18 protein-coding genes, 2 pseudogenes and 1 riboswitch are annotated in these 22,501 nt (G+C 39.2%); of the genes and pseudogenes, 13 read left to right on the top strand and 7 right to left on the bottom strand.

Translation table 11 applies throughout. From position 1 onward, the window contains the following. Window positions 1-17: 17 nt before the first annotated feature. Window positions 18-2,303: a UvrD-helicase domain-containing protein gene (locus ACSVDH_RS06385; RefSeq protein WP_439248910.1), complete on the bottom strand. Its 2,286-nt coding sequence runs from the start codon at window positions 2,301-2,303 to the stop codon at window positions 18-20. 218 nt (window positions 2,304-2,521) lie between these two features. Here ACSVDH_RS06385 and ACSVDH_RS06390 point away from each other — a divergent pair, with 218 nt between their 5' ends. Further along, on the top strand, window positions 2,522-2,758 hold the full coding sequence (locus tag ACSVDH_RS06390) for a hypothetical protein (protein WP_439248911.1): 237 nt from the start codon (window positions 2,522-2,524) through the stop codon (window positions 2,756-2,758). Between the two features lie 39 nt (window positions 2,759-2,797). Here ACSVDH_RS06390 and ACSVDH_RS06395 read toward each other — a convergent pair whose 3' ends face one another. The 5 genes and pseudogenes from ACSVDH_RS06395 to ACSVDH_RS06415 form a co-directional block, all read right to left on the bottom strand. After that, a complete protein-coding gene (locus tag ACSVDH_RS06395; protein WP_439248912.1) occupies window positions 2,798-3,472 on the bottom strand; it encodes a YetF domain-containing protein in 675 nt (224 codons plus the stop codon). A 145-nt stretch (window positions 3,473-3,617) separates the two neighbouring features. After that, on the bottom strand, window positions 3,618-4,043 hold the full coding sequence (locus tag ACSVDH_RS06400; RefSeq protein WP_299093932.1) for a GNAT family N-acetyltransferase: 426 nt from the start codon (window positions 4,041-4,043) through the stop codon (window positions 3,618-3,620). Further along, complete coding sequence (locus tag ACSVDH_RS06405) at window positions 4,044-4,562, bottom strand: YjcG family protein (protein WP_439248913.1); 519 nt, start codon at window positions 4,560-4,562, stop codon at window positions 4,044-4,046. A gap of 84 nt (window positions 4,563-4,646) precedes the next feature. Then, entirely contained in the window at window positions 4,647-5,372 is a 726-nt protein-coding gene (locus ACSVDH_RS06410) for an alpha/beta hydrolase (protein ID WP_439248914.1), read from the bottom strand. 445 nt (window positions 5,373-5,817) lie between these two features. Continuing rightward, window positions 5,818-6,937: pseudogene (locus ACSVDH_RS06415) on the bottom strand (IS3 family transposase). Window positions 6,938-7,129: 192 nt separating this feature from the next. Between ACSVDH_RS06415 and ACSVDH_RS06420 the strand changes: the two are divergent. Then, window positions 7,130-7,243, top strand: coding sequence for a hypothetical protein (locus ACSVDH_RS06420; RefSeq protein WP_439249150.1), 114 nt, complete (start codon window positions 7,130-7,132; stop codon window positions 7,241-7,243). A gap of 13 nt (window positions 7,244-7,256) precedes the next feature. After that, a pseudogene (locus tag ACSVDH_RS06425) lies at window positions 7,257-7,780 on the top strand (general stress protein). A 299-nt stretch (window positions 7,781-8,079) separates the two neighbouring features. Here ACSVDH_RS06425 and ACSVDH_RS06430 read toward each other — a convergent pair. After that, window positions 8,080-9,453 (bottom strand): sigma-54 interaction domain-containing protein, encoded by a 1,374-nt coding sequence (locus ACSVDH_RS06430; RefSeq protein ID WP_439248915.1) that lies wholly within the window; start codon window positions 9,451-9,453, stop codon window positions 8,080-8,082. Window positions 9,454-9,714: 261 nt separating this feature from the next. On the opposite strand from ACSVDH_RS06430, the gene ACSVDH_RS06435 reads away from it, so the two are divergent. From ACSVDH_RS06435 to ACSVDH_RS06480, 10 genes are all read left to right on the top strand, one after another. Continuing rightward, window positions 9,715-10,734, top strand: a complete 1,020-nt coding sequence (locus tag ACSVDH_RS06435; protein WP_439248916.1) for an NAD(P)/FAD-dependent oxidoreductase — start codon at window positions 9,715-9,717, stop codon at window positions 10,732-10,734. Window positions 10,735-10,762: 28 nt separating this feature from the next. Next, entirely contained in the window at window positions 10,763-11,011 is a 249-nt protein-coding gene (locus ACSVDH_RS06440; RefSeq protein ID WP_439248917.1) for a ferredoxin, read from the top strand. A 94-nt stretch (window positions 11,012-11,105) separates the two neighbouring features. Then, window positions 11,106-12,188: an aromatic ring-hydroxylating oxygenase subunit alpha gene (locus ACSVDH_RS06445; protein ID WP_439248918.1), complete on the top strand. Its 1,083-nt coding sequence runs from the start codon at window positions 11,106-11,108 to the stop codon at window positions 12,186-12,188. After that, a complete protein-coding gene (locus ACSVDH_RS06450; protein ID WP_439248919.1) occupies window positions 12,181-13,632 on the top strand; it encodes an aldehyde dehydrogenase family protein in 1,452 nt (483 codons plus the stop codon). The genes ACSVDH_RS06445 and ACSVDH_RS06450 overlap by 8 nt, the downstream gene beginning before the upstream one ends. 18 nt (window positions 13,633-13,650) lie before the next feature. Then, the gene (locus ACSVDH_RS06455) at window positions 13,651-14,745 is read left to right on the top strand and encodes a tartrate dehydrogenase (protein WP_439248920.1); all 1,095 of its coding nucleotides are present in this window, start codon (window positions 13,651-13,653) and stop codon (window positions 14,743-14,745) included. Between the two features lie 79 nt (window positions 14,746-14,824). Beyond that, window positions 14,825-15,019: a DUF3311 domain-containing protein gene (locus ACSVDH_RS06460; RefSeq protein ID WP_439248921.1), complete on the top strand. Its 195-nt coding sequence runs from the start codon at window positions 14,825-14,827 to the stop codon at window positions 15,017-15,019. Then, complete coding sequence (locus tag ACSVDH_RS06465; protein ID WP_439248922.1) at window positions 15,016-16,497, top strand: sodium:solute symporter family protein; 1,482 nt, start codon at window positions 15,016-15,018, stop codon at window positions 16,495-16,497. Before ACSVDH_RS06460 ends, ACSVDH_RS06465 begins: the two co-directional genes overlap by 4 nt. A 136-nt stretch (window positions 16,498-16,633) precedes the next feature. Beyond that, the gene (locus tag ACSVDH_RS06470; RefSeq protein ID WP_439248923.1) at window positions 16,634-18,379 is read left to right on the top strand and encodes a CocE/NonD family hydrolase; all 1,746 of its coding nucleotides are present in this window, start codon (window positions 16,634-16,636) and stop codon (window positions 18,377-18,379) included. 517 nt (window positions 18,380-18,896) lie between these two features. Beyond that, entirely contained in the window at window positions 18,897-20,528 is a 1,632-nt protein-coding gene (locus ACSVDH_RS06475) for an acetolactate synthase large subunit (protein WP_439248924.1), read from the top strand. Between the two features lie 13 nt (window positions 20,529-20,541). Next, window positions 20,542-22,005 carry an aldehyde dehydrogenase family protein gene (locus ACSVDH_RS06480; RefSeq protein ID WP_439248925.1) on the top strand — a complete coding sequence of 488 codons (1,464 nt, stop codon included), beginning with the start codon at window positions 20,542-20,544 and terminating at the stop codon, window positions 22,003-22,005. 130 nt (window positions 22,006-22,135) lie between these two features. Next, a riboswitch (SAM riboswitch) is annotated at window positions 22,136-22,275 on the top strand. The last annotated feature ends 226 nt before the right edge of the window (window positions 22,276-22,501 follow it).

Consider the following 22,501-nt stretch of genomic DNA (forward strand, 5'->3'; position numbering starts at 1 on the left):
ACACTATACGAAGCGAATCAGCTCATTAATGGCTTTAAAAACCGTGAAGCTGCTGCTTTCCGTCCACGCCGGTATGATGGAATTGAGATGAACAGCTGATCCTTTGCACGCGTCATTGCAACATAGAGTAAACGCCGTTCTTCCTCAAGAAATTGATGATTGCCTTTTCTAGCTGCATCAAGTGCAAAATCATGAGGCAGGGAACCATCGACTGCACCTATGATGTACACATGCTTAAACTCAAGCCCCTTAGAGCGATGAATCGTCATTAGCTGAACCCCAGATTCCGTTGCATCCTTTTGGCCCTTTAACGCTTTTTGGGTCAGCATCATATGATCAGCATGCGCCAGGAATTCCTTTACCGTTGAAAACTTCTTGATGACTACTTTTAAATCATGCAGGTCATCTGAGCCTTTGTCCATTGCATTTCCTTCATTTCCTTGTTTTTTTACATAGTCATGGAAACCAAGCTCTTTTTCAATGATATGTAATGCTACAGCCGGCCTTTCATTTTTTAACATGCTTATTCGCGGGATAATTTTTTTAAGTTTGGCCATTTGAAAAGCAGGCAATCCATTTAAATGTAGTAACGCCTCAACAAGTGAACAATCGTGGAGAATGGATAAGGCCTTGACATCATTAAGAGTTGATTGCTTTAAAAATAAAGCGCGGATGATATCGCTAATGGCTGACGTATCATCAGGATCAACACTTAGTCGTAAATAGCTGAGAGCGCCGCGAACCATTTTCCGCTCATAAAATGAACTTTGTTCTTTTTCAATAACAAAAGGAATACTAGATTGAACAAAACGTTCAAAGACTGCGCGTCCTCCTGCATGTGTACGATATAAAATCGCAAATTCATCGGGATTTGCCCCTTGTGCAATTTTTTCCTTAATATCATTGACAATCATCGTTGCCTCTTCTTCCTCGTCATATGGGAAGAAGCAGACAGGTAAATGATCAGACTGCGCCTGTGCATACATTTTTTTTGATAGGCGCTCTTTGTTTTTGGAAATTACTTCATTTGCAGATGAAACAATATGGTGGTCTGAACGATAGTTTGCTGAAAGGGTAATGATCATTGCCTCAGGGTATTCCTCTTTAAAATTTAAAATGAAGGAGGGCTCGCTGCCCCTAAAGCTATAGATCGTTTGATCATCATCGCCAACTCCGCATAAATGATTCGTATGATTTGATAAGAGTTTAATAAGATGATATTGAACAGGATTAATATCTTGAAACTCATCAATGAGAAAATATTGAAACCGATTTTGATAGGCTTTGAGCAAAGGCGGATTACCTTTTAGCATGTCATAGCATTTGACAAGCATATCGTCAAAATCAAATTGCCCGCGCCCAAGCTTTTGTTTCTCATAATACGTATAAAGCTTCAGTACCGTTTCTTCCCAGTCGTCATTAGGGGTTATGTCCTGTGGCGATTTCATCGTATTTTTCCAATAGCCGATTTGCTGGAGCGCCTGGTCAAAGGGAAAATCCTTTTCATCAATCTGCATTTCCCTGCAGGCTTGTTTCAAATAGGCTTCCTTTTGCCATTCCCATTTAAGCAAATGCTGACCGCTCCATTTTTCACGGTCATGATGAAGAAGCATTTTATAAAAGATGCTATGAAAAGTGCCAATGACAAGCTGGTTTAATTGTCCAGCTGACTTTGTTGCGTTAGTTTTAATCCGTTCATGCATTTCTCTGGCAGCCTTAGCTGTAAAGGTTACAAGCATCATCGATTTTGGATCGATTGATTTTTCTTCCATCATATAGAGTGCTCTCGTTGTTAGTACACGGGTTTTTCCGCTGCCTGCACCAGCTAAAATTAGCAGCGGTCCATCGATTGTCGTGACAGCTTTTCTTTGCTCACTATCAAGCGGTATCCCAAGCAAGGATGAAACTGGCTGGGATTTTACGATGAAAGGTGTCCGCCCCTTAAGCGCTGTAGGAAGGCGCCACTCGCTCACGATTGGCCTTTCGGTCGTTGCAATCGCTCTTGATTTTGGAAGACGGAAACCGTTTTGCTCCGTATAGTTACTTTCCATAATAGACTGTTGTAGTGTTAGTTTAGATTGAGTTGAAGGATGGGAATCCAGTTTATTGCATGTTTTGCTATCTTCCTTCATTAGATGATAGAAATGGGGCTGCTGATTGATGCCAATATATAGTTTCACAGGCTTTCCACAAGCCTTGCATGTTACGTCATTTTTTAAGCTAGCCTCATAGATTCGTTGATAATCCTCTCGAGGCAAAGTGGTTAGAGATAGCTCTAAATCTTTCATTCTCGCATATTTCAAGATGATCCCCCTTCCAGAAAAGAATTTCTTCCATCGAATATGTATATAAAAAATGAAGCAGGGTTTGTAAGGTATAATCGATAAATATTATTAAGAAGATTAATTTCTATATTTCGCAGATCATTCATATAAAAATTAGCGACAAACACTATCTTATCAGAATGAGACCTTATCGAAAAGGTAAATGTAGAGGAGAAGGAAAGGAAGGAGAGTCAAAAATGGGGTATATCCTACCAATCCAGCATGATGCCTACATCCAATATGCAAACAGATCTGTTCCTATGCAACAGCATTATTCACATACTTATCCTATTGCTGCAGTGCCATCCGCAAAGAAGGAATTAAAACAACAACGGTTAGCAGCACCTTATGATCAAAAAATAAAAATTCCAAAGACGAATAAGGATTTCGATTCATTTTCGGGAAAAGGGCAGTTTATAAACGAATATGTCTGAATATAAAAGGAAGGGTGACATCGTCTCGTGTCACCCTCATTAAAATGTTTGAACATGCAGCCCTTCCCCTTCAAGCCATTCAGCATATAAGACTTCCTTAACATTAAGAATATTTTGCTGTTTAAGCTGCTGCTCTAACCAGGTTAGATTAAAGCCTGCTTCCATGAGATTATCTTTAATAATCTTACCGTCACTTATAAATGTAATTGGCAGGTGTACCTGATCAAGATTGACCTGTAAATCGCCTTTTGTGGGTGTTTCATAAGAAGGCTTTTTTAAGATGCTGACTGTTCCATCTGTTTCTAAAATCGCATACTCCAGTTCGCGAATGGAGAATGCACCTTTAGAGCGAATGAGATGCTGAAGCTGGTTGATATCAAGCTTGTTCTTTTTCAAGCTTTCTCTGATGATTTTCCCATTGCGTATGATGATTGATGGTCTACCCTCTAATAAACCACGTGTGCTACTCCACTTTTGTGTAATGATCTCTAAGATGTAAATAAGCAGTCCCCATATAATAACTGCATAAATAATTCGAAATACACCAACCTTTTCATCAAATATCGCATTTCCGACAAGCTCTCCTAAAACGAGTGCCGAGATGAAGTCAAATGTGGTAATTTGGGTGATCTGGGTTTTACCTAAAATCCTTGTCAAGACAAAAAGGGAGACTAAGCCTAAAACTAATTCTACAGTAATTTGTGCATAATGCATGAAATAACCTCCATCAGAGACACCGTTGCAAATAGTTTTTTCCATTTTCGCTTATTCTATCCATTTAGATAGAGGAGACTATAGGATGAAAACCACATAAAAACGAGCTTGGATAACCAAACTCGTTCGTAAAGAGACTATGAAATTAATGAGTATATTTAATCATAGTGACATGAGGAATTCCGGCGTCCATAAACACGTCAGATACCGTTTCATATCCTAATCGTTCATAAAAAGGGATGGCATGTGTTTGCGCATTTAACTTTAACTTAGTAACGCCTTGAGCGGATGCTATTTCCTCCAACTTTAATACGAGCAGCTTTCCGGCACCTTTTTTTCGGCTTGATGAAAGAACACAAATTCTCTCAAGCTTGCCAATCCCATCTAATACACGAACACGTGCAGCGCCAGCTGGCTTCCCATTATCATATAACACAACATGTGTTGCTTCATCTTCAAATTGGTCAATTTCTTCTTCTTCAGGTACCTGCTGTTCATCGACAAATACGGTTCTTCTTACTGAAAATGCATCCTCGAGTTGTTCTTTTGTTGTTACTTGCTGTACATTCAATTAATTGCAATCCTTTCCGAGTAAGAATGTTTCATGAACGGTCCAAGAGCCGTTTTCGAGTTCATATAATAAATGGAAGCGATTAACAACTTCCTCATGAGTAATATTAAGCATTCGCAAACTGCCAAGCACATCAGAATGCTCATCATCAGATAAGTTTTGCCCGATTGTTATATGAGGGACAAAAGAATATTCAGGCTGGCTTTGTAAAACGCCGCGATGAAGCTTTTCATGCAAGGCTTGAAGCTCATCGGTTGGTTCCACTTTTAAATAAATGACATTGTTAACGGGTGCAAAGGAACTAACCTTTTTAATTGTAAGCGTTAAAGGTGAGGTTTCCTCTGCAATCTTTCGAAGCTCTCTTGTAATCTGTGTCAATTCTTCATCAGTTGCTTCAAAAGCTGTCTTCAGTGTTACATGCGGCGGTACGAGCGCATAGTGTGTATCATAGCGTTTTCTGTATGAATTTGCTAAATCTTGTAGCTTTTTTGATGGAAAAAGGGCAATTCCGTATTTCATATTCTTCCCTCCTAGATCATTGTTTTAATGATAGTATATCAAATTTTCAAAAATAAACATATGAACGGCAGAGTTTCTGAAATTTTACTCAAACATTTGACGTAAAATAGGTGTTAGTGCAGGTTGCCAGTACTTCCATGTATGGTCCCCATCAAATTCTTCATATGTATAAGAAAAACCTTTTTCAGAAATCACTGCTTTTAATTCACGATTTGGTGTTAAGAAGTCCTCTATCTCCCCATGAGTTGTTTTAACTTCTGTCTCTTTCTTTCCGATTTGATGGTAAATCGTTGGTCTGGAAGAGGCTTTAAATTCTTTCACAGCTTGTATCACAACATCATTAACATAAGGAGATTGCAGGATCAGCTTGCCAAATGTGTTTGGGTATGCAAGTCCTGTCATTAATGATACGGTCGCTCCCAATGAGTCTCCGATAAGAGCACGTCCATAGCCAACTTGGTAAGTTGAAAATTCCTGATCGAGGTATGGGACAAGCTCATGGGTGAGAAATCGTATGTATGCTTGACATTTTGCTCCGCTCGGATGGTATTTTTTCCTTCGGTCATCAACATCATGATAAGGGATTCCAACAACAATAAGATTATCAATCTCTTCGTTTTTCATTAACGCTTCAACCTGCCTGCCGACACGTCCCAGACGGAAATAATCCTGACCATCCTGTGCGATAAGCAAGCTATATTTATAAAGGGGTGAAAAATTTTCGGGAAGATAAATAAGCAATGTTAATTCTTCCTGTAAGGCTGCTGAATAAAAAAGATGTTCTTTAATAATACCCGATTGTTTGCTCATATTAATCTCTCCTCGAGGCAATAATGCAACACTTTTTTATTTTATCCCATTCTTTCCAATCAGTAAAACTCATCCTTCAAGTTGGAGTGTAAAAAACTAATTTAGTATTTAGGTAAATTGAATGATGAAAACTTAAGGACGCTTAACTTTTAAGGTAATGGGCCTATTATCATGTTTGGACCACTCTTTTTTATAGTAAGGAACTTTTTGGAAAGTTATCCGTATTTAAGATAAAAACATTTCTTAAGGTGAATTGGAATTTATATCAAAGCAAGACTGGTGGTTAACAGTTATTGTTTGGGGAATAATGCTTCTCGCAATAGGAGGTGGCTGCTATGAACTAATTAAACATTCAATGAATGTTGGATTTTTTACTTACGTTGATTTTTGCCGTTGCTCTTCCTGCTTTCATTTTGTGGATGTGGTTTGGATTGTCAACACTAAACTAGACAACTTTTTTAAGGTGTTTAAGTTTATATTCAATCGGGCTTAAATAGCCAAGTGTTCCATGAATTCGAATATGATTAAACCAGTGAACATAGTCATGTAATTCTCTTGTCAACTCTTCTAAACTATCAAAATGACGGCCTTTGACAAACTTAGTCTTTATAATTTTAAAAGTAGCCTCAGCTACCGCATTATCGTAGGGACATCCTTTCATGCTTAATGAACGATCAATGTTAAATGTCTTTAATGCTTCATCAATCAGCAGATTATTGAACTCACTTCCTCGGTCTGTATGAAAAAGCTGAATATGATTAAGATCTGCTTTAATGGATGCCAACGACCGATAAACTAATAATGCATCTTTGTTTGGCCCTGTACTATGACCGACGATTTCTCGATTAAAGAGATCAACAAATACACATATGTAATGCCATTTTTTATTGACTCTCACATATGTTAAGTCACTAACTATAACTGATAGTGGTTTACCTTGAGTAAATTCACGATTTAATTCATTATGCTGTTGATTTTCATTCGGTTTGGTCATGTGTGGCTTAAATTGTGCGACTGTGTAGAAGAAACGAGTCCTTGCTCATTCATAATTCTCCCAATGCGACGTCTAGAAACAACTTTTCCTCTTTTCTTAAGATCATGTTTAATCTTTCGTGTACCATAATTTTGACGACTCGCATGGAAAATTTCTATGATATCTGAAGTAATATCATCTTCGTAAGAACGTTCTTTTGCTTCATAGTAGTAGGTGCTTCTTGATAGTTGTAGGACCTTGCACATTGCTGATATCGAGTATTTGTGTTGATTGTTCTTAATCATATTTACTTTCGTCCTAGTATCAGCGCTGCTTGCTTTAAAATGTCATTTTCCATTTCAAGTTGCTTATTTCGTTTACGTAGTTCAATTAGTTCTTTTTGTTCTGGAGTTAAATTGTCTTTCGATTTAAAAGAACCGGATTTCTGACTTTGACTCACCCACTTATCCAAAGAAGATGGAGTGAGATCATATTCACGAATAATTTCTTTTCTAGGTTTACCATTCTTGTATAGTTGTACGATCTGTTCTTTAAATTCTTCCGTAAAAGTTCGACGTTCTCTTTTAGTCATGTAGATTCTCCTCAATAGTATTATCTGTAGTCTACTTGACCTTAAAAGTTCTGTCCAACTAAGTGTAGCCTATCCAGTTAACAACCTATTATGTATTAGACGAAAACAACTTAATGATAAAATACGGACCATTAAAAAAACGAAACCATTAAAACAAATAACATCTGTCAAAAAAACCAGTAAAGACTCGAGATTGAATACAAGCCACATCATTCTGTCCTAATTTCTCCAAAAAATAGAGAGGAGTTTATGGAAATTCTCTCGAAACCCTTTCCAGATGTTAAAATCATCAATTACAGGAACTAAAGTGGTGACAATATTGAAGAAAATAATAGAAAAGCGGTTGTTTTCCTTTTATACAGGTGAATTAACTTCAATCATTGCATTTATACCTATTAGTCTTATAATAAATAATGCGTTTCCTTATTTGCAGTTATATTCACTGTTTTCCTTTTTATATTCTTTTTTCATTTTAGAATTTATCCTCATTCAAGGAAGCTTTTATTGGTTTGGGAAATGGAACCGATTGAAAAAAACACGAATCGATCCGCTACCCCAATCTGGCTAGTGAAATTTTTAAAGAAAATGAAAAAGTGTAACATCTTATTAATCATTTTTGGCCAATGTATCTTGCTTGCTGAAATATTCATGATAGAAGGACCTAAACCTGTTATGGGGATGATGCTGGCAGGCTTTATTTACCTCTTTGCAATAGCGGAGTACATGAATTACTTTCATATCCAATTATCCTATGACAATATTTCTGATATGAAACATCTCATAAAGTCAAAAAGGTTAAAAAAGGCAGTTTTAGCTAAGGAGTTTGATAGGATGGGGCTTTAAACTTTGGATTATATTATAGGGTTTACTTATTCTAATATATAAAATCTTCAGTTAGAATTTATTAATGGGACAGTTGGTATTATTTTAAAATTAATATTGATTCTTTAATTAAAAGAAACGCGATTAATAATTTCTAAAGATACGAATCAAAAAGAGCCTTTACTCAACGGGAGTAAAGGCTCTTTCAAGGATTAGGGGGAGCTTCACTTAACTTGAAGTTCCCAATATCGTCACCTAATCATATACAAGAGACAGCAACTACGTATCCATAGAAGTTCAGCCTGGGTAAGTCCAGAACCTTAGTTATTAATCAAATCCCCGCAATATTCTCGTATCAGCTTAGAGGCTTTTGTCTGGCTAATACCAAGGTCTTTTGCCACTTTTCTGGATGATTTATATGTTTGGTAAGATCTTCTGACGAAGATTCGCTTTGTTTCGTCGAGTGCTTTATCAAGTGAAGTAGGCAGAGCGAACTGGGTGACTTGTTCAACATTTTCAGTGATCATTTCAGGCAAATCGCCCACTTGGATTACAGAGTCGCTAATGACAACTAATCTTTCAATCAGGTTTTCGAGCTGGCGTACATTGCCAGGCCAAGAATAATGGATTAAGATGTTCAGGCATTCTTCCGATATGACTTTGTTTTCATGGTATTTTTTATTGAATTTATTTAAAAAGTTGTATGTGAGCGGAATAATATCTTCTTTTCGATCACGTAGCGGCGGAAGATGAATATCGATCACATTCAACCGGTAAAATAAATCCTCCCGGAATCTTTTGTCATTGACCATTTCCACTAAATTCTGGTTTGTTGCCGCGATGATGCGAATGTCGACCTTTTTCATTTCACTGCCGCCAATAGGAATAAACTGTTTATCTTGGATTACTTGCAAAAGCTTTGCCTGTAGAGCGAGTGGCATTTCTCCGATTTCATCAAGAAAAACGGTGCCGCCTTCCGTAGCTTCGATCAATCCTGCTTTTCCGGCTTTGTTCGCGCCAGTAAATGCGCCTTTTGAATAGCCAAATAGCTCTGATTCGAGCAGCTCTTCCGGAATAGCTGCGCAGTTAATCGTTAGGAACGGGCCGTTTTTCCTCTTACTGATACGGTGGATATAGTGCGCGAGCACACCCTTTCCAGTTCCTGATTCTCCCTGGATTAGAATGGTAGAATCTGTTGGTGCCACCTTTTCACAAAAAGTCAGAATACGATTGATTTTGCCGCTGTTTGTGATGATACTGCCCGTTTCTCTTTTTTCTTGAGTGCTTTCTGACTCACCACCCGCTTCATTCGCCTTGATCATTTTATACGTCTGCGTTTCAGTTGCGGTGATGACAACGAGCTCAATTTCCCCGGAATCATTTAAGAGTGGAATCGCTGATGTCAGCAGCTCAGCTCCGATATATGTTTGCTGCTTCATGTAGCAAGGCTTTTTTCTTTTATATACTTCCGGAACGATAGAGGGTTTCCAGTAGCCTTTTTCAAATAAGTCGACATTGTATTTACCAATGACATCAGCCGGCTTCAGCCCATAATGGCGCTCACATACCTGATTTACGTATAGGATCCGCTTTTCACCGTCGAGGACGAAAATCTCATCTGAGGAATAATCGAGAATTTTTAAAAGAGTTTCCAGCGTCATCTCAACATTTCCTGTTGCTTCCGGACTTTTCATAACATGATCCTCTCTTTTTTAAAAGTGATGAGTTACTTTTGATTAATGGTGCATCAATCTGAGTTCATTATAACTCAAAGTGATAGCGTTCTCATAAATAATTCGAAATTTTTTGTGTATTTCCACCAATTTTAAAAGTTGGCACAAGAATTGCATATATAAAATTGACACGCTAAAACGAAGCATGTCATTACTTGTAGTGCATTTGAAAATAAAGCAATACGCAATTCTTAGAAGTTTGACAGTTAGGGAGGTATGAATATGGAAAAACGACAGGAGGTTTTTGACATTACCATAATCGGAGGAGGGCCGGTTGGCTTGTTTACTGCTTTTTATGCAGGGATGCGCCAGACGAAGGTGAAAATAATCGAAAGTCTTCCTCAGCTCGGCGGACAGTTATCTGCTTTGTACCCTGAAAAATTTATTTATGACATTGCAGGGTTTCCGAAAGTGCGTGCACAAGAACTCGTCAATCTATTGCTGGAGCAAATGAGTCAATTTGAACCGACAATTTGCCTTGAACAATCAGTGGAAAGCATTGTTCGTAGAGAAGACAGATCTTTTGCCATTACAACTAACGAAGAAACTCATTGTACGAAAGCAGTCATTATTACTGCAGGAAATGGCGCATTTAAGCCGCGCAAACTGAAAATGGAAGGTGAAGAAAAATATGAACATACGAACCTTCATTATTTTGTTCAGGACTTGAATCATTTTGCTGACAAAAAAGTGGTAGTGTTTGGAGGCGGAGATTCTGCCGTAGACTGGGCTATGATGCTTGAGCCAATTGCGGAAAAAGTCACGCTCATTCACCGCAGAGATAAGTTCCGTGCTCATGAGCACAGTGTCGAGCTTTTGAAAAATTCCAAAGTTGAAATTTTAACTCCGTACGTTCCTGCAAAACTGATTGGCGATAAAAAAATCGAAAACGTGGTTGTGAGAGAAGCAAAGAGCGGGGAGCTGCTTGAAATTGAAGTCGATGATGTCCTAGTCAATTACGGTTTTGTTTCATCGCTCGGTCCGATTAAAGACTGGGGGCTTGAAATTGAAAGTAACTCAATCGTTGTCAATTCTAAAATGGAAACAAACATCAAGGGTATATATGCAGCGGGGGATATTTGCACGTATGAAGGCAAAGTGAAGCTGATTGCAAGCGGTTTTGGGGAAGCTCCGACAGCTGTGAGCAATGCAAAAGTATATATTGATCCAAGTGCGAAAGTTCAGCCGCTTCACAGTACAAGCATTATGGGAGAAAAAGAAAAAAGCGGCTCAGCCGTTTAACTTTGTAAATGAAATAGGGGGAATCCACATGGCTAAATACACAATAGTAGACCAGGAAACATGCATCGCTTGCGGGGCATGTGGAGCAACGGCACCGGAAATTTTTGACTATAATGACGAGGGAATTGCTTTTGCCATCCTTGATAACAACAAAGGCATAACTGAAGTTCCTGACGAATTGGAGGAAGATTTAGAAGATGCCGTTGACGGTTGCCCAACAGATTCCATTAAGGTGTCTGCTGAACCTTTTACATGTAGGACCGTTCAAGCCGGATAATTTAATAAATTGCTCAATCTCTATCAAAAAAAGAAAATATTAGACTTGCAAGCAAGGATTAGTGATCATCATTTAGTATGGGGGAGAATCAAGTATGGCTTATAACAAAGTAGAAAATGCATCAAATCGGACATTTGAAAGAACATTGACATATGACAAATATACAGACCCGAACGTACTTGAAAAAGAAATGGATCTTGTATTCTCGAAAACTTGGCAGCTTGTGGGACATGTTAGCCAGTTGGAAAAAGCAGGTGCTTTTTTTACCACTGAAGTAGCTAACGAGCCGATTATCGTTACTCGAGGCCAAGATGAAGTGATCCGCGCGTTTTATAATGTTTGTCCGCACCGTGCGACAAAGCTTGAAAAAAGCGAGTCAGGCAAGAAGAAAATTTTACAGTGCGGCTATCATGGCTGGACTTTCAAATTGGATGGGAAGTTAAACAAGGCACCAAACTTTAGAGGGGAAGATGCGGCTTGTGTACAAGATGCATGTTTGCGTTCGGTCCGCATGGAAATCTTAGAATCTTTAATCTTTGTAAACTTGGATGATCATGCGAAACCGCTAAGTGAATCCTACGGTGATTTTTTCGACCGCTTGAGAAAATTCCCATTTTTAAGCGAGTTAAAAAGAACAAACCAGAAAACGCGGGTGATTAAAGCTAACTGGAAAGCATTTATTGATAATTATTTGGAGTGTGACCATTGCCATGTTGCCCATCCAGGCTTTGTTTCAGCGCTTGACATGGATGATTATCAAATCATTACATGTGACAACTATTCACTGCAAGGGACAATTGTTAAACCTGATAAAAATTACGGTACAGTCGATCTTAATCAAGCAGAAATGCAAGGCGGGTCTTTCTTCTGGCTGTGGCCAAACTTAATGTTGACGATTTATCCGGGTCCCGGCAATATGGCAACAATTCAAATGCTGCCGATTGACCATGAAACCACTTTGGCTGTATACACTTATTATTTCCGTGATGAGAATTTGACTCAGGAAGAAAAAGACTTAGTCGCTTTTGCTGAACAAGTCCGACAGGAAGATGTGGAGCTTGTAGAATTAGAACAAATTGGTTTCCGCTCCCGGGCATTTAATAAAGGAAGATACTCTTCTTCAGAAAAAGCAATTGTACAATTTCATGAAATGGTGTTGGAGGCCCTCAATGAGTAAATTAGTAAATAACGTAAAAACGCCGAAACGTTTTTTGATGATTAATGGTGAAAAAGTAGAAACAGCTATCTATGCTCCGTTATATTCTCCGTATTCTGGGGAAGAAATCGCTCAAATTGCGATGGCGGATAAAGAGCTGACTATAAAGGCAATTGCCGCTGCATACAACACGCGGGGAGTAATGGCGAAAATGCCGGCGTATCAGCGGGCGGAAATTTTAGAAAAAGTTGTAGAGCTATTAAAAGAAAAAGCGGATGAAGCGGCAGAAATTATTTCTCGTGAATCCGCGAAGCCAATTATGTTTGCAAAGGCTGAGGTGGCAAGAACGATTGAAACGTATAAGTTTTCAGCCGAGGAAGCAAAAAGAATCCACGGTGAAACGATTTCTTTTGATGCAGCAATTGGCGGCGTCGGCCGGATCGGCTACACGTTAAGAGAACCGATTGGGATCATTGGCGCGATCACGCCGTTTAACTTCCCGATGAATCTTGTCGCTCATAAAGTCGGACCGGCGATTGCTGCTGGCAATACGATTGTTTTAAAGCCAGCGTCGCAAACTCCGCTGTCTGCTCTCTTTATCGCTGAATTATTTGAAGAAGCTGGTCTTCCGGCGGGGGCATTAAATGTAGTCACAGGTCCTGGAGGCGTTGTTGGAGATGCAATAGTTGAAGATGACCGCGTGAGTATGGTCACATTCACAGGGAGCCCTAGCGTCGGAATCGGTATTCGCAACAAGGCGGGATTGAAAAAGACGACGCTCGAACTCGGTTCAAATTCAGCTTTAATTATCGACAAGGAAATTGACATAGATCAAATCATTGACCGCTGCATCATGGGTGCTTTCTCCAATCAGGGGCAAGTATGTATTTCCCTGCAGCGTGTATATGCACATGAGGATGTGTATGAAGAATTTGTTGCGAAGTTCACTGAAGCAGCGCAAAAACTGAAAATTGGCGACCCGCTTGAACCGGACACGTATATTTCCGCTTTAATCTCTAAAGGGGAAATAGAACGAGTACTTGGTTGGATTGAAGAAACGAAGGGCAGTAATGCAACGATCACAGCGGGTGGTAAATTGCAAGGCGGCATTCTAGAGCCAACAATTATTACAAATGCAGACCATTCGTTAAACGTATCCTGCCAGGAGGCATTTGCTCCGGTTGTTGTTGTGAACAAAGTAAGTTCAATTAAAGAAGCTATTAAGCTAGTGAATGCTTCCCGTTTCGGATTACAGGCAGGAATATACACAAACAATGTGAAAAACGCTTTGTACGCTTCTCAGGAATTGCAGGTTGGCGGGGTTATCATTAATGACGTACCGACCTATCGAGTCGATCAAATGCCATATGGCGGTGTAAAAGAAAGTGGGACAGGTCGTGAAGGAATAAAATACGCGGTGGAAGAAATGACTGAAATGAAATTGGTCGTTTGGAACCAAAGCTAAAAAACGAGGGAGATCATTGTGAAACAATTTAAGATAGCAGTTATCGCTGGAGACGGCATTGGCCCAGAAGTAATTAATGAAGGGATCAAAGTATTAAGAAAAGTGGCAGAGCTTGATTCAGGTTTCCAATTTCATTTTACTTATTTTCCATGGGGATGCGAATATTACACTAAAAATGGAAAAATGATGGATGATAACGGACTTGAACAGCTAAAGGAATTTGACGCGATTTATTTGGGGGCAGTCGGGTTTCCCGGCGTCCCTGACCATATTTCACTGTGGGATTTGTTGTTAAAAATCCGCAAAAGCTATCACCAGTATGTTAATATACGACCTGTGAGGTTGTTAAAAGGGGCCTATTTTCCGCTTGTTGATGTGAAACGAGAGGATATCGATATGCTATTTATTCGCGAAAACAGTGAAGGTGAATATTCAGGTGCAGGGGACTGGCTGTTTAAGGGGGAGAATCACGAAGTTGTTTTGCAAAATAGCGTTTTTTCCCGTAAAGGCACAGAGCGAATTATCCGTTACGCGTTCGAAACAGCGAAAAAAGAGGGTAGATCGCTGACGAGCATTTCGAAAGGGAATGCCCTAAACTACTCAATGGTTTTCTGGGACCAGGTTTTTGAAGAAGTAAGTACAGAATACCCAGAGGTTAAAACGGCTTCTTATCTTGTCGATGCAGCGGCGATGCTGATGATCAAAGATCCGAAGCGCTTTGAAGTTGTTGTGACATCGAATTTGTTCGGTGATATTTTAACGGATTTGGGCGCTGCCATTGCAGGAGGAATCGGCCTAGCTGCCGGAGCGAATATTAATCCTGAAAGAGACTTCCCTTCGATGTTTGAGCCGATTCACGGATCAGCTCCTGACATTGCGGGCAAAGGGATCGCCAACCCTCTCGCATCAATTTGGTCTGCAAGCCAAATGCTTGACTTTTTTGGCTACGAAAAGCATGGAAAGGTTGTTCTTGAAGCGATCGAGCAGCTTTTGCTGGAAGATCAGGTGCTGACACCGGATATGAATGGAGCGGCTTCTACTTCAGAAGTAGGAGACAGGGTGAGGGACCTTATTTCGTCAATCTTTTCATCTAAGGATGTAATAGTAAAATAATGAATAGATCGGTGTCGTATGATGAATTCATGCAACACTGAGCGAAATTATAAAAGCGCTTCCAAACGGGGGATATAAAATGAAAAAACTAATTATACTGCTGAGCATCATACCTGCAATTGGCTCATTAACGGTTATTAATCGTGTGGAACCTTATATATTTGGCTTGCCTTTCGTTGTCTTCTGGGCTGCGGCCTGGCTTATTTTAACGTCAATTTTCCTTTATATTAGCTGTATTCTTTATGATAGACAAGAACAGGAGGAAAATAAATGAACAGTTCCATCCTAATAATTATTGCAATTCTTGCTTTTGGTTTTTATTTAGGAATACGAGCACGAAAAGGAAAGGAAATGCAGCTCGAGCAATGGGCAGTCGGGGGCCGGAATTTCGGTTCTTTAGTCATGTTTGTTCTTATGGCAGGGGAGATGTTTTCGACGTTCGTATTTCTAGGAGCAAGCGGTGCTGCTTACAGACTTGGTGCTCCTGCCATTTATATATTTTGCGCACTAACTTATATTGTTCCTTTCTGGATTTTGCCTCCTATTTGGCGCTACGCGAAGAAATACAACTTATTGACACAATCTGATTTTTTTGCAAAAAAGTATGCTAGTAAGTCTTTGGGGTTGCTGGTCGCGGTTATTGGAGTCATTTCAATGATTCCTTATATAGTCATTCAATTAAAGGGCTTTCAGATTATTGTATCAGAAGCGTCATACGGTGTGATTTCCTCTACGTTAGCTGTTTGGATCGGAATGCTTATCGTGACAATTTTTGTTTACGTTTCAGGAATTCATGGATCGGCATGGACATCGATGTTAAAAGATATCCTCATGCTTGTCGTTATTCTGATTATGGGCATTTACTTACCTATCCATTACTTTGGTGGTATACAGCCAATGTTTGAAACACTAGAGGTAAAAAAGCCAGGCTTCTTATCGTTTGCTGATGAAGGACTAAGTATTTCATGGTATATATCTCTTTGCGTCATTATTGCATTAGGTCAGTATATGTGGCCGCATTGTTTTGGTGCCAGTTTATCTTCACAAAATGAATCGACTTTGCGAAAAAATGCAGCAATTTTGCCCCTTTATCAAATTGTTCTTGTTTTTATATTGTTTATCGGTTTTACGGCTGTTCTGCAAGTCCCAAACCTACAAGGAGCAGATAGTGACCTTGCCTTGTTTAAAATTGCAAAAGATGCGTTTCCTTCTTGGTTTGTCGGCCTCGTCGGCGCAGCCGGGATGCTTGCAGCCCTGATTCCTTGCTCGATGTTAATTTTGACATCAGCAACGATGCTGTCAAAAAATATCTACAAGGGATTTAAACCTGACACTTCGGATGAAATGCTTGCTAAATTAACACGTATTTTTGTTCCCATCATATCATTAGTTTCTCTATACTTTACATTTTTTGGGGGGGACACGATGCTTGCGTTGCTAACGATGGCTTATAGTTTTGTACTACAGCTATTTCCATCTTTATTATTTAGCTTGATGAAGAAAAACCCTGTTAGTAAAGAGGGTGCTTCTGTCGGAATGATAGTAGGGGTGGCGCTGGTTGCTTATCTAACTTTAACAGAGGCCACAATGGCCGGTATATTCCCAGATGCTCCTTCTTTTATTCAGGACCTTGATATTGGTATTGCTGCTATTTCCGTGAACATAATTTTTATGTTTACTGTTAGTGCTTTTAAAAGAAAAGGGAAGAATACAATCTTGCATGAAAACGTCAGCCAAAAAAATATATCGTAATTATAGGAGACTGGTGGAGTAAGCACTTGATCTAACGATATTTTCAACATTTTTTCTCTGCTTAAATTACATGGACTCTTAAAGAAATACAGAAATTAGGCACTAAAAAGCAGTTGCAGAAGGGAAGGGAGAACAATTGGGGGAACACCAAATAATAGTAGAAAAAAATGTACCTTGCCTGCTATCTGATGGAACCATTTTATATTCTGATGTTTATCGTCCTTACGATGGTCAACAGTATCCGATATTACTGACCCGTCTCCCGTATAATAAGAATGATCCATATTATTCTCACCGCTATTTGGACACTAACCGTTTAGTTGAAAATGGATATGTAGTTATTATCCAAGATGTAAGAGGGCGTTTTGCTTCAGAAGGTGATTTTTACCCTTTTAAATATGAAGGAAAAGATGGGTTTGAAGCTATTGAGTGGGCTGCCAGGCTTCCATATTCGAATGGGAGGGTAGGGATGTTTGGTCTTTCTTATTACGGTTTTACACAATTACTTGCCGCTGCTGAAAATCCGCCTCATTTAAAGGCCATCTTCCCTGCCCAGACATTTAATGACTTAAGAGCAGGAAGCTTTTTTCAAAATGGAGCGTATGGGTTGGGAATGAATATGACCTGGGCTTTAGAATCTATTGCGCCAGATGCGATAAGACGTAAATTTACCGATCCGGAAGAGTATAAACATAAGATACTTCAATTAGCTGAAACAATAGATAATATTGAAGAGGAATTTCGCTTCTACCCTATTAAAGAATGGCCTGCATTAAGGAAGCTGGGTGTAGCCGAGTACTTTTATGACATGCTGGAGTGTGAAATGGAGGATAAGATTTGGGATGAATTTTCATTAGGAATTGAAAAATTAAAAGGAATAACAGTTCCCGCTTTTCATTTAGGAGGTTGGTTTGATAATTTTCTAGCTCCTACTATTGCAAACTATGTTTATTTAAAAGAGTTTGTAGATCAGCCACAAAAGTTAATGATAGGACCTTGGGCGCATGGTGATTTTAGTTCACAGATTGGGGAAAGAGGATTCGGGCAACATTCTTCCCAGGCCTGGATTGACTATAAGGAAGATTTAACAGATCTTCACCTACGTTGGTTTGATTATTGGTTAAAAGAGAAAGAAACAAATATTCTCCAAGAAAAACCTGTAAAAATCTTTGTAATGGGTACAAATACATGGCGTGAAGAAGACACATGGCCGCTTCCGCAAACTGAGTATATCCCTTTCTACTTCCATAGTAAAGGGAAAGCTAATACTAGATTTGGGGACGGTAGATTGTCCGTTGAAATGCCAAAAGAAGAACCAACAGACCGATATATTTTTGACCCATCAAACCCAGTACCAAGTATAGGTGGAGGAACACTTTTTGATCAATTGCATTCAGTTGGTCCGATTGATCAAAGAACTGTAGAAGAACGCGAAGATATTTTAGTCTATACGAGTAATGTTTTAACAGAGGCTGTTGAAGTTACAGGTCCAATTAAGGTAATTCTATATGCAAAAACCAATGCCTGCTCCACTGACTTTACAGCAAAATTAGTGGATGTTTTTCCGGATGGAACCGCTTATAATTTAACGGACGGTATTGTTCGTTCATCTTTTCGTAAAGGCTATAAAAAGGAACGTAATATTATTAAAGATCAAATTATTCCTTATGTAATCGACTTATGGGCAACGAGTAATGTATTTTTGGCAGGTCACCAAATTAGGGTTGAGATTTCATCAAGCAATTTTCCGCGTTTTGATGTAAATTTTAATAATGGTACAACTATGTTGGAAGGTAATAAGTTTAATACTGCCACCCAAACCATTTATCATAATGAGAAATACCCTTCACATATTTTGTTACCGGTTATTCCAAAATTATAAGGCCTTCAAGGAGAATTGCGCCTTTCAGCAGAAGAAAATAAAAAATTTGAAGAAAAAATGCCGGCTTCTGAAAAACATGGGTTTATAGATAACTTGGCTGATACCAAAGAAGACACTTAAGTCTTAATAAAATGTAAAAAATGGAAATTGATAAAAAATGGAGTATATAATCACATTAATTATTATACTCCATTTTTGTTAGTTCCATATTCAGGTACTTCTATGTTCGATGGTGGTGGTACAAGAATGTAAAATTTCATCAATTAATTGATTTTATTTAGAATTTATAGACACTCCCTGACATCTTCAACATTAAGTCTTCATCAATACTACTAAACCATACAATCTATGGGCCTTACCTATACATGGAATTAAAGACAGATTACCCCATTTGACTTCCCTAATTTTTTGTCCAATAAACCATTTAATCCATTATTTTTCAAAAATCAGTTTAAAAAACATCTTTTTAAGGAAACTAAAAAATAGAATCGAACTAATCTGCAAAGGGTGTTTACAAATGAGAGTTGCTGAATTATTCGTTAAATGTCTTGAACATGAGGGTGTTAAGTATATTTTTGGGATACCTGGAGAAGAAAACATCGACCTTATGGACGCACTTCTGGATTCGGATATTGAATTTATTGTAACGAGACATGAAACAAGTGCGGCCTTTATGGCTGGTACATACGGAAGGCTTACCGATAAGCCTGGTGTTTGTCTGGCGACTTTAGGGCCGGGAGCAACAAATCTTTTAACTGGTGTAGCCAATGCGAATATGGATCTGAATCCGTTAATTGCGATTACTGGTCAGGCTGGGTTAGACCGCCAACATAAAATTTCACATCAATATTATGATTTAGTTGATCTTTATGAACCGGTAACAAAATGGAATGCCCAGATTAAAAAGGCCGAGATTGTACCTGAGGTGGTTCGTAAAGCATACCATGTCGCGACAAAGGAAAAGCCGGGAGCAACACATATTGATCTTCCAGAGGATATTGCCGATATGGAGATTGAAGCATCTCCACTCGAAATTATTCATCATTCGAAATCGGAAGCAGATGATGGTGTGATCAAAGAAGCGGCAGCGATCATTGAAAAAGCAAAGCGTCCGATCATTCTGGCAGGAAATGGAATTACGAGAAGACATGCTTCAGAAAGTTTGTTAACCCTTGTTAAAAAAACAAAGATCCCTGTTGTCCATACGTTTATGGGGAAAGGGGCGCTATCGTGGAAAAACGAGCTTAGCTTGCTTACAGCGGGAATGGGCGGCAATGATTATATTACGTGCGGTTTTAATCAATCTGATTTAATTATTGCGATAGGCTTTGATATGGCAGAATACCCTCCGGAAAACTGGAATCCGGAAGCAAAGACACCTATTTTGCACATCGACACAGAAGAGGCTGAAACAGATGCCCATTATCCAGTCAAATTAAATGTCATTGGTGATATCAATGAAAATATAAAGAAGCTAAATGAGGTCGTTTCCTCAATGGAACGAAATAATGATTGGGTATTAAGTGTTCGCAAGCAAGCAATAGATGAGCTTGAGCAATTTAAAGATGACGAAAGCTTTCCGGTAAAGCCGCAAAAAATCATTTCCGATTTACGTTCTGTGCTAAACGAAGAGGATATTGTGATTTCTGATGTCGGTGCCCATAAAATGTGGATGGCGAGAATGTATCATACGTATCAGCCTAATACTTGTCTGATTTCAAATGGACTTGCCTCAATGGGGATTGCGGTTCCTGGAGCGATCGCGGCAAAGCTTGTCCACCCTGAGCGAAATGTCGTAGCAGTCTGCGGTGATGGATCCTTCCAGATGACAGGTGCAGAGCTTGAAACAGCGAAACGTCTAAATCTCCCTATAATTGTTTTACTTTGGAGAGATGAAGGGTATGGTCTGATTGAATGGCATCAGCAGAAAAAGTTTAAGCGTTCTTCTTATATTAAATTTGGAAACCCTGATTTTATCCAGCTGGCAAAAGCATATGGCTTTGAAGCGATTCAAATCCAAAAGGGTGGAGAGTTAAAGCAAGCGTTAGAAAAAGCTATTGCAATGAAAAAGCCAGTCTTAATTGATTGCCCGGTTGATTACAGTGAAAACATGAAATTAACGGAGAAGCTTGGAAAAATTCTTTGCTAGGATAGGAGGAAGCATGATGCGATACGGATCTATCATTAATGGTCAAGAACGGAACGAAAACAATCGTGAAACACTGGCTGTTCATAACCCTTATAATCAAGACAAAGTTGGAGAACTTGCGTTAGCGACTCGTACAGATCTTGAAGAGGCGGTCAATAATAGCTTTGAAACCTTTCATTCGACCATGAAATTTATGCCTGCTCATAAACGCTCTGACATCTTAAGACGGACTGCCGATCTTTTGACAGAAAGAGCAGAGGAATTTGCGGAAACGATCGTGCAGGAAGCAGGAAAACCAATCAAGTACAGCCGCGATGAGATTAACCGCTCCATTCAGGTTTTGCGTTTCGCCTCAGAGCTTGCCAAGAATATTACTGGTGAAGTTCTTCCGATGGATGCGGCAATTGGCGGTGAAAGCCGAATGGGGTTTGTTAAACGAATTCCGCTGGGTGTTGTGGGTGCCATCACTCCTTTTAACTTTCCTTTAAATTTGTCCCTTCATAAACTTGCACCAGCAATTGCAGCCGGAAACACAATTGTTTTTAAACCTGCTGAAAAAACACCTATTTCCGCCTATAAGCTCGTGAAGCTATTTCAAGAGGCTGGTCTTCCAGATGGAGTATTAAACCTGTTAATGGGAACAGGAGAAGAGGTTGGTGAACCGCTTGTCACACATGAAAAGGTTCATAAAATTACCTTTACCGGAAGCTTGCCGGTAGGAAGGAAAATTCGCGAGTCAGCAGGCTTCAAAAAAGTAACGTTGGAATTAGGCTCCAATTCGCCAAATATTTTGTTTGAAGACGCTCATATCGAAAGTGCTGTGAAAGAATTAGTAAAAGGTGCTTTCGCTTTTTCAGGACAAGTATGTATCTCAGCACAAAGAGTGTATGTTCATAAGAGCATTTATGAGCCATTTTTGTCAGAATATATAAAGCAAACGAGTGCCTTGAAAATTGGTGATCCGAAGGAAGAAGACACAGAGATCGGCCCAATGATTACCGAAAAAGAAGCAAAGCGGGCTAAGCAATGGATCGATGATGCGGTTGAAAAAGGGGCAAAAATCGAAACAGGCGGAGAACGCAACGGAACGGTACTTGCGCCAACGATCATGACAAATGTGGATCGAAATATGAAAATTATTGCTGAGGAAGTTTTTGCCCCAATTGTATCTGTCATTCCTTTCGAGAGCGAGGAGGAAGTCATTGGATATGCCAATGATTCGATTTATGGCTTGCAAGCAGGTGTTTTTACAAGGGATATTGATCGGGCAATGCGCGTTGCAGACCAATTGGAAATGGGCGGTGTGTGGATTAATGAAATCTCGACATATCGTCAGGATAATCACCCGTACGGCGGTGTCAAGCAAAGCGGTATTGGCAAAGAGGGAATTAAATACGCCATTGAAGATATGACAGAAATGAAATTTATCGGAATCAAATTAACTACAAATCATGAAAGAGATGCCTCCTTCGGGTGAGGCATCTCTTTCATGTCCTTCTAAATTGAAAAAATTGTCGAAGATATCAAACTATTGCAATAATATTATTGCAATCTTTACTTGAATCATGTAAAGTAGTAAAAAAAGTAAACGATAAAAATTTCATACATTCTTATCAAGAGAGGCAGAGGGACTGGCCCAATGAAGCCTCAGCAACCGGTCAAAACGAGTGAAGATCTGGTGAATATTAATTTTGCTATGTTTAAAGCGAGGCTCTATGTTGTTTTTTACAGCACGGGCAGATAATGGAAAATGACTCGAACAAAGCGCCTTTGTTTGTTCGAAGCATTTTTCATTATCTGCCCCAAGCTTGCCAAAGCAAGCCGCAAGCACTTGCGTGCTGTAAAAAACCAAACAACACTATTTAAAAGCCTCCTAATTTCAACATGTAAAATCAACGATTTCATAACCACCAAGATCTTCCGAGTGCCAAGGTGCTAAATCCAGCAAGCCACACCAGCATTATGCTTGAGAG

It is taken from the genome of Metabacillus sp. Hm71 (assembly GCF_051842955.2).
GTDB lineage: Bacteria > Bacillota > Bacilli > Bacillales > Bacillaceae > Metabacillus.

Coding starts and splice junctions, on each gene's coding strand:
- ACSVDH_RS06480 (WP_439248925.1), top strand. CDS start 20,542: ATGATGCGATACGGATCTATCATTAATGGTCAAGAACGGAACGAAAAC.
- ACSVDH_RS06405 (WP_439248913.1), bottom strand. CDS start 4,562: ATGAAATACGGAATTGCCCTTTTTCCATCAAAAAAGCTACAAGATTTA.
- ACSVDH_RS06440 (WP_439248917.1), top strand. CDS start 10,763: ATGGCTAAATACACAATAGTAGACCAGGAAACATGCATCGCTTGCGGG.
- ACSVDH_RS06460 (WP_439248921.1), top strand. CDS start 14,825: ATGAAAAAACTAATTATACTGCTGAGCATCATACCTGCAATTGGCTCA.
- ACSVDH_RS06410 (WP_439248914.1), bottom strand. CDS start 5,372: ATGAGCAAACAATCGGGTATTATTAAAGAACATCTTTTTTATTCAGCA.
- ACSVDH_RS06395 (WP_439248912.1), bottom strand. CDS start 3,472: ATGCATTATGCACAAATTACTGTAGAATTAGTTTTAGGCTTAGTCTCC.
- ACSVDH_RS06445 (WP_439248918.1), top strand. CDS start 11,106: ATGGCTTATAACAAAGTAGAAAATGCATCAAATCGGACATTTGAAAGA.
- ACSVDH_RS06390 (WP_439248911.1), top strand. CDS start 2,522: ATGGGGTATATCCTACCAATCCAGCATGATGCCTACATCCAATATGCA.
- ACSVDH_RS06430 (WP_439248915.1), bottom strand. CDS start 9,453: ATGAAAAGTCCGGAAGCAACAGGAAATGTTGAGATGACGCTGGAAACT.
- ACSVDH_RS06450 (WP_439248919.1), top strand. CDS start 12,181: ATGAGTAAATTAGTAAATAACGTAAAAACGCCGAAACGTTTTTTGATG.
- ACSVDH_RS06465 (WP_439248922.1), top strand. CDS start 15,016: ATGAACAGTTCCATCCTAATAATTATTGCAATTCTTGCTTTTGGTTTT.
- ACSVDH_RS06475 (WP_439248924.1), top strand. CDS start 18,897: ATGAGAGTTGCTGAATTATTCGTTAAATGTCTTGAACATGAGGGTGTT.
- ACSVDH_RS06435 (WP_439248916.1), top strand. CDS start 9,715: ATGGAAAAACGACAGGAGGTTTTTGACATTACCATAATCGGAGGAGGG.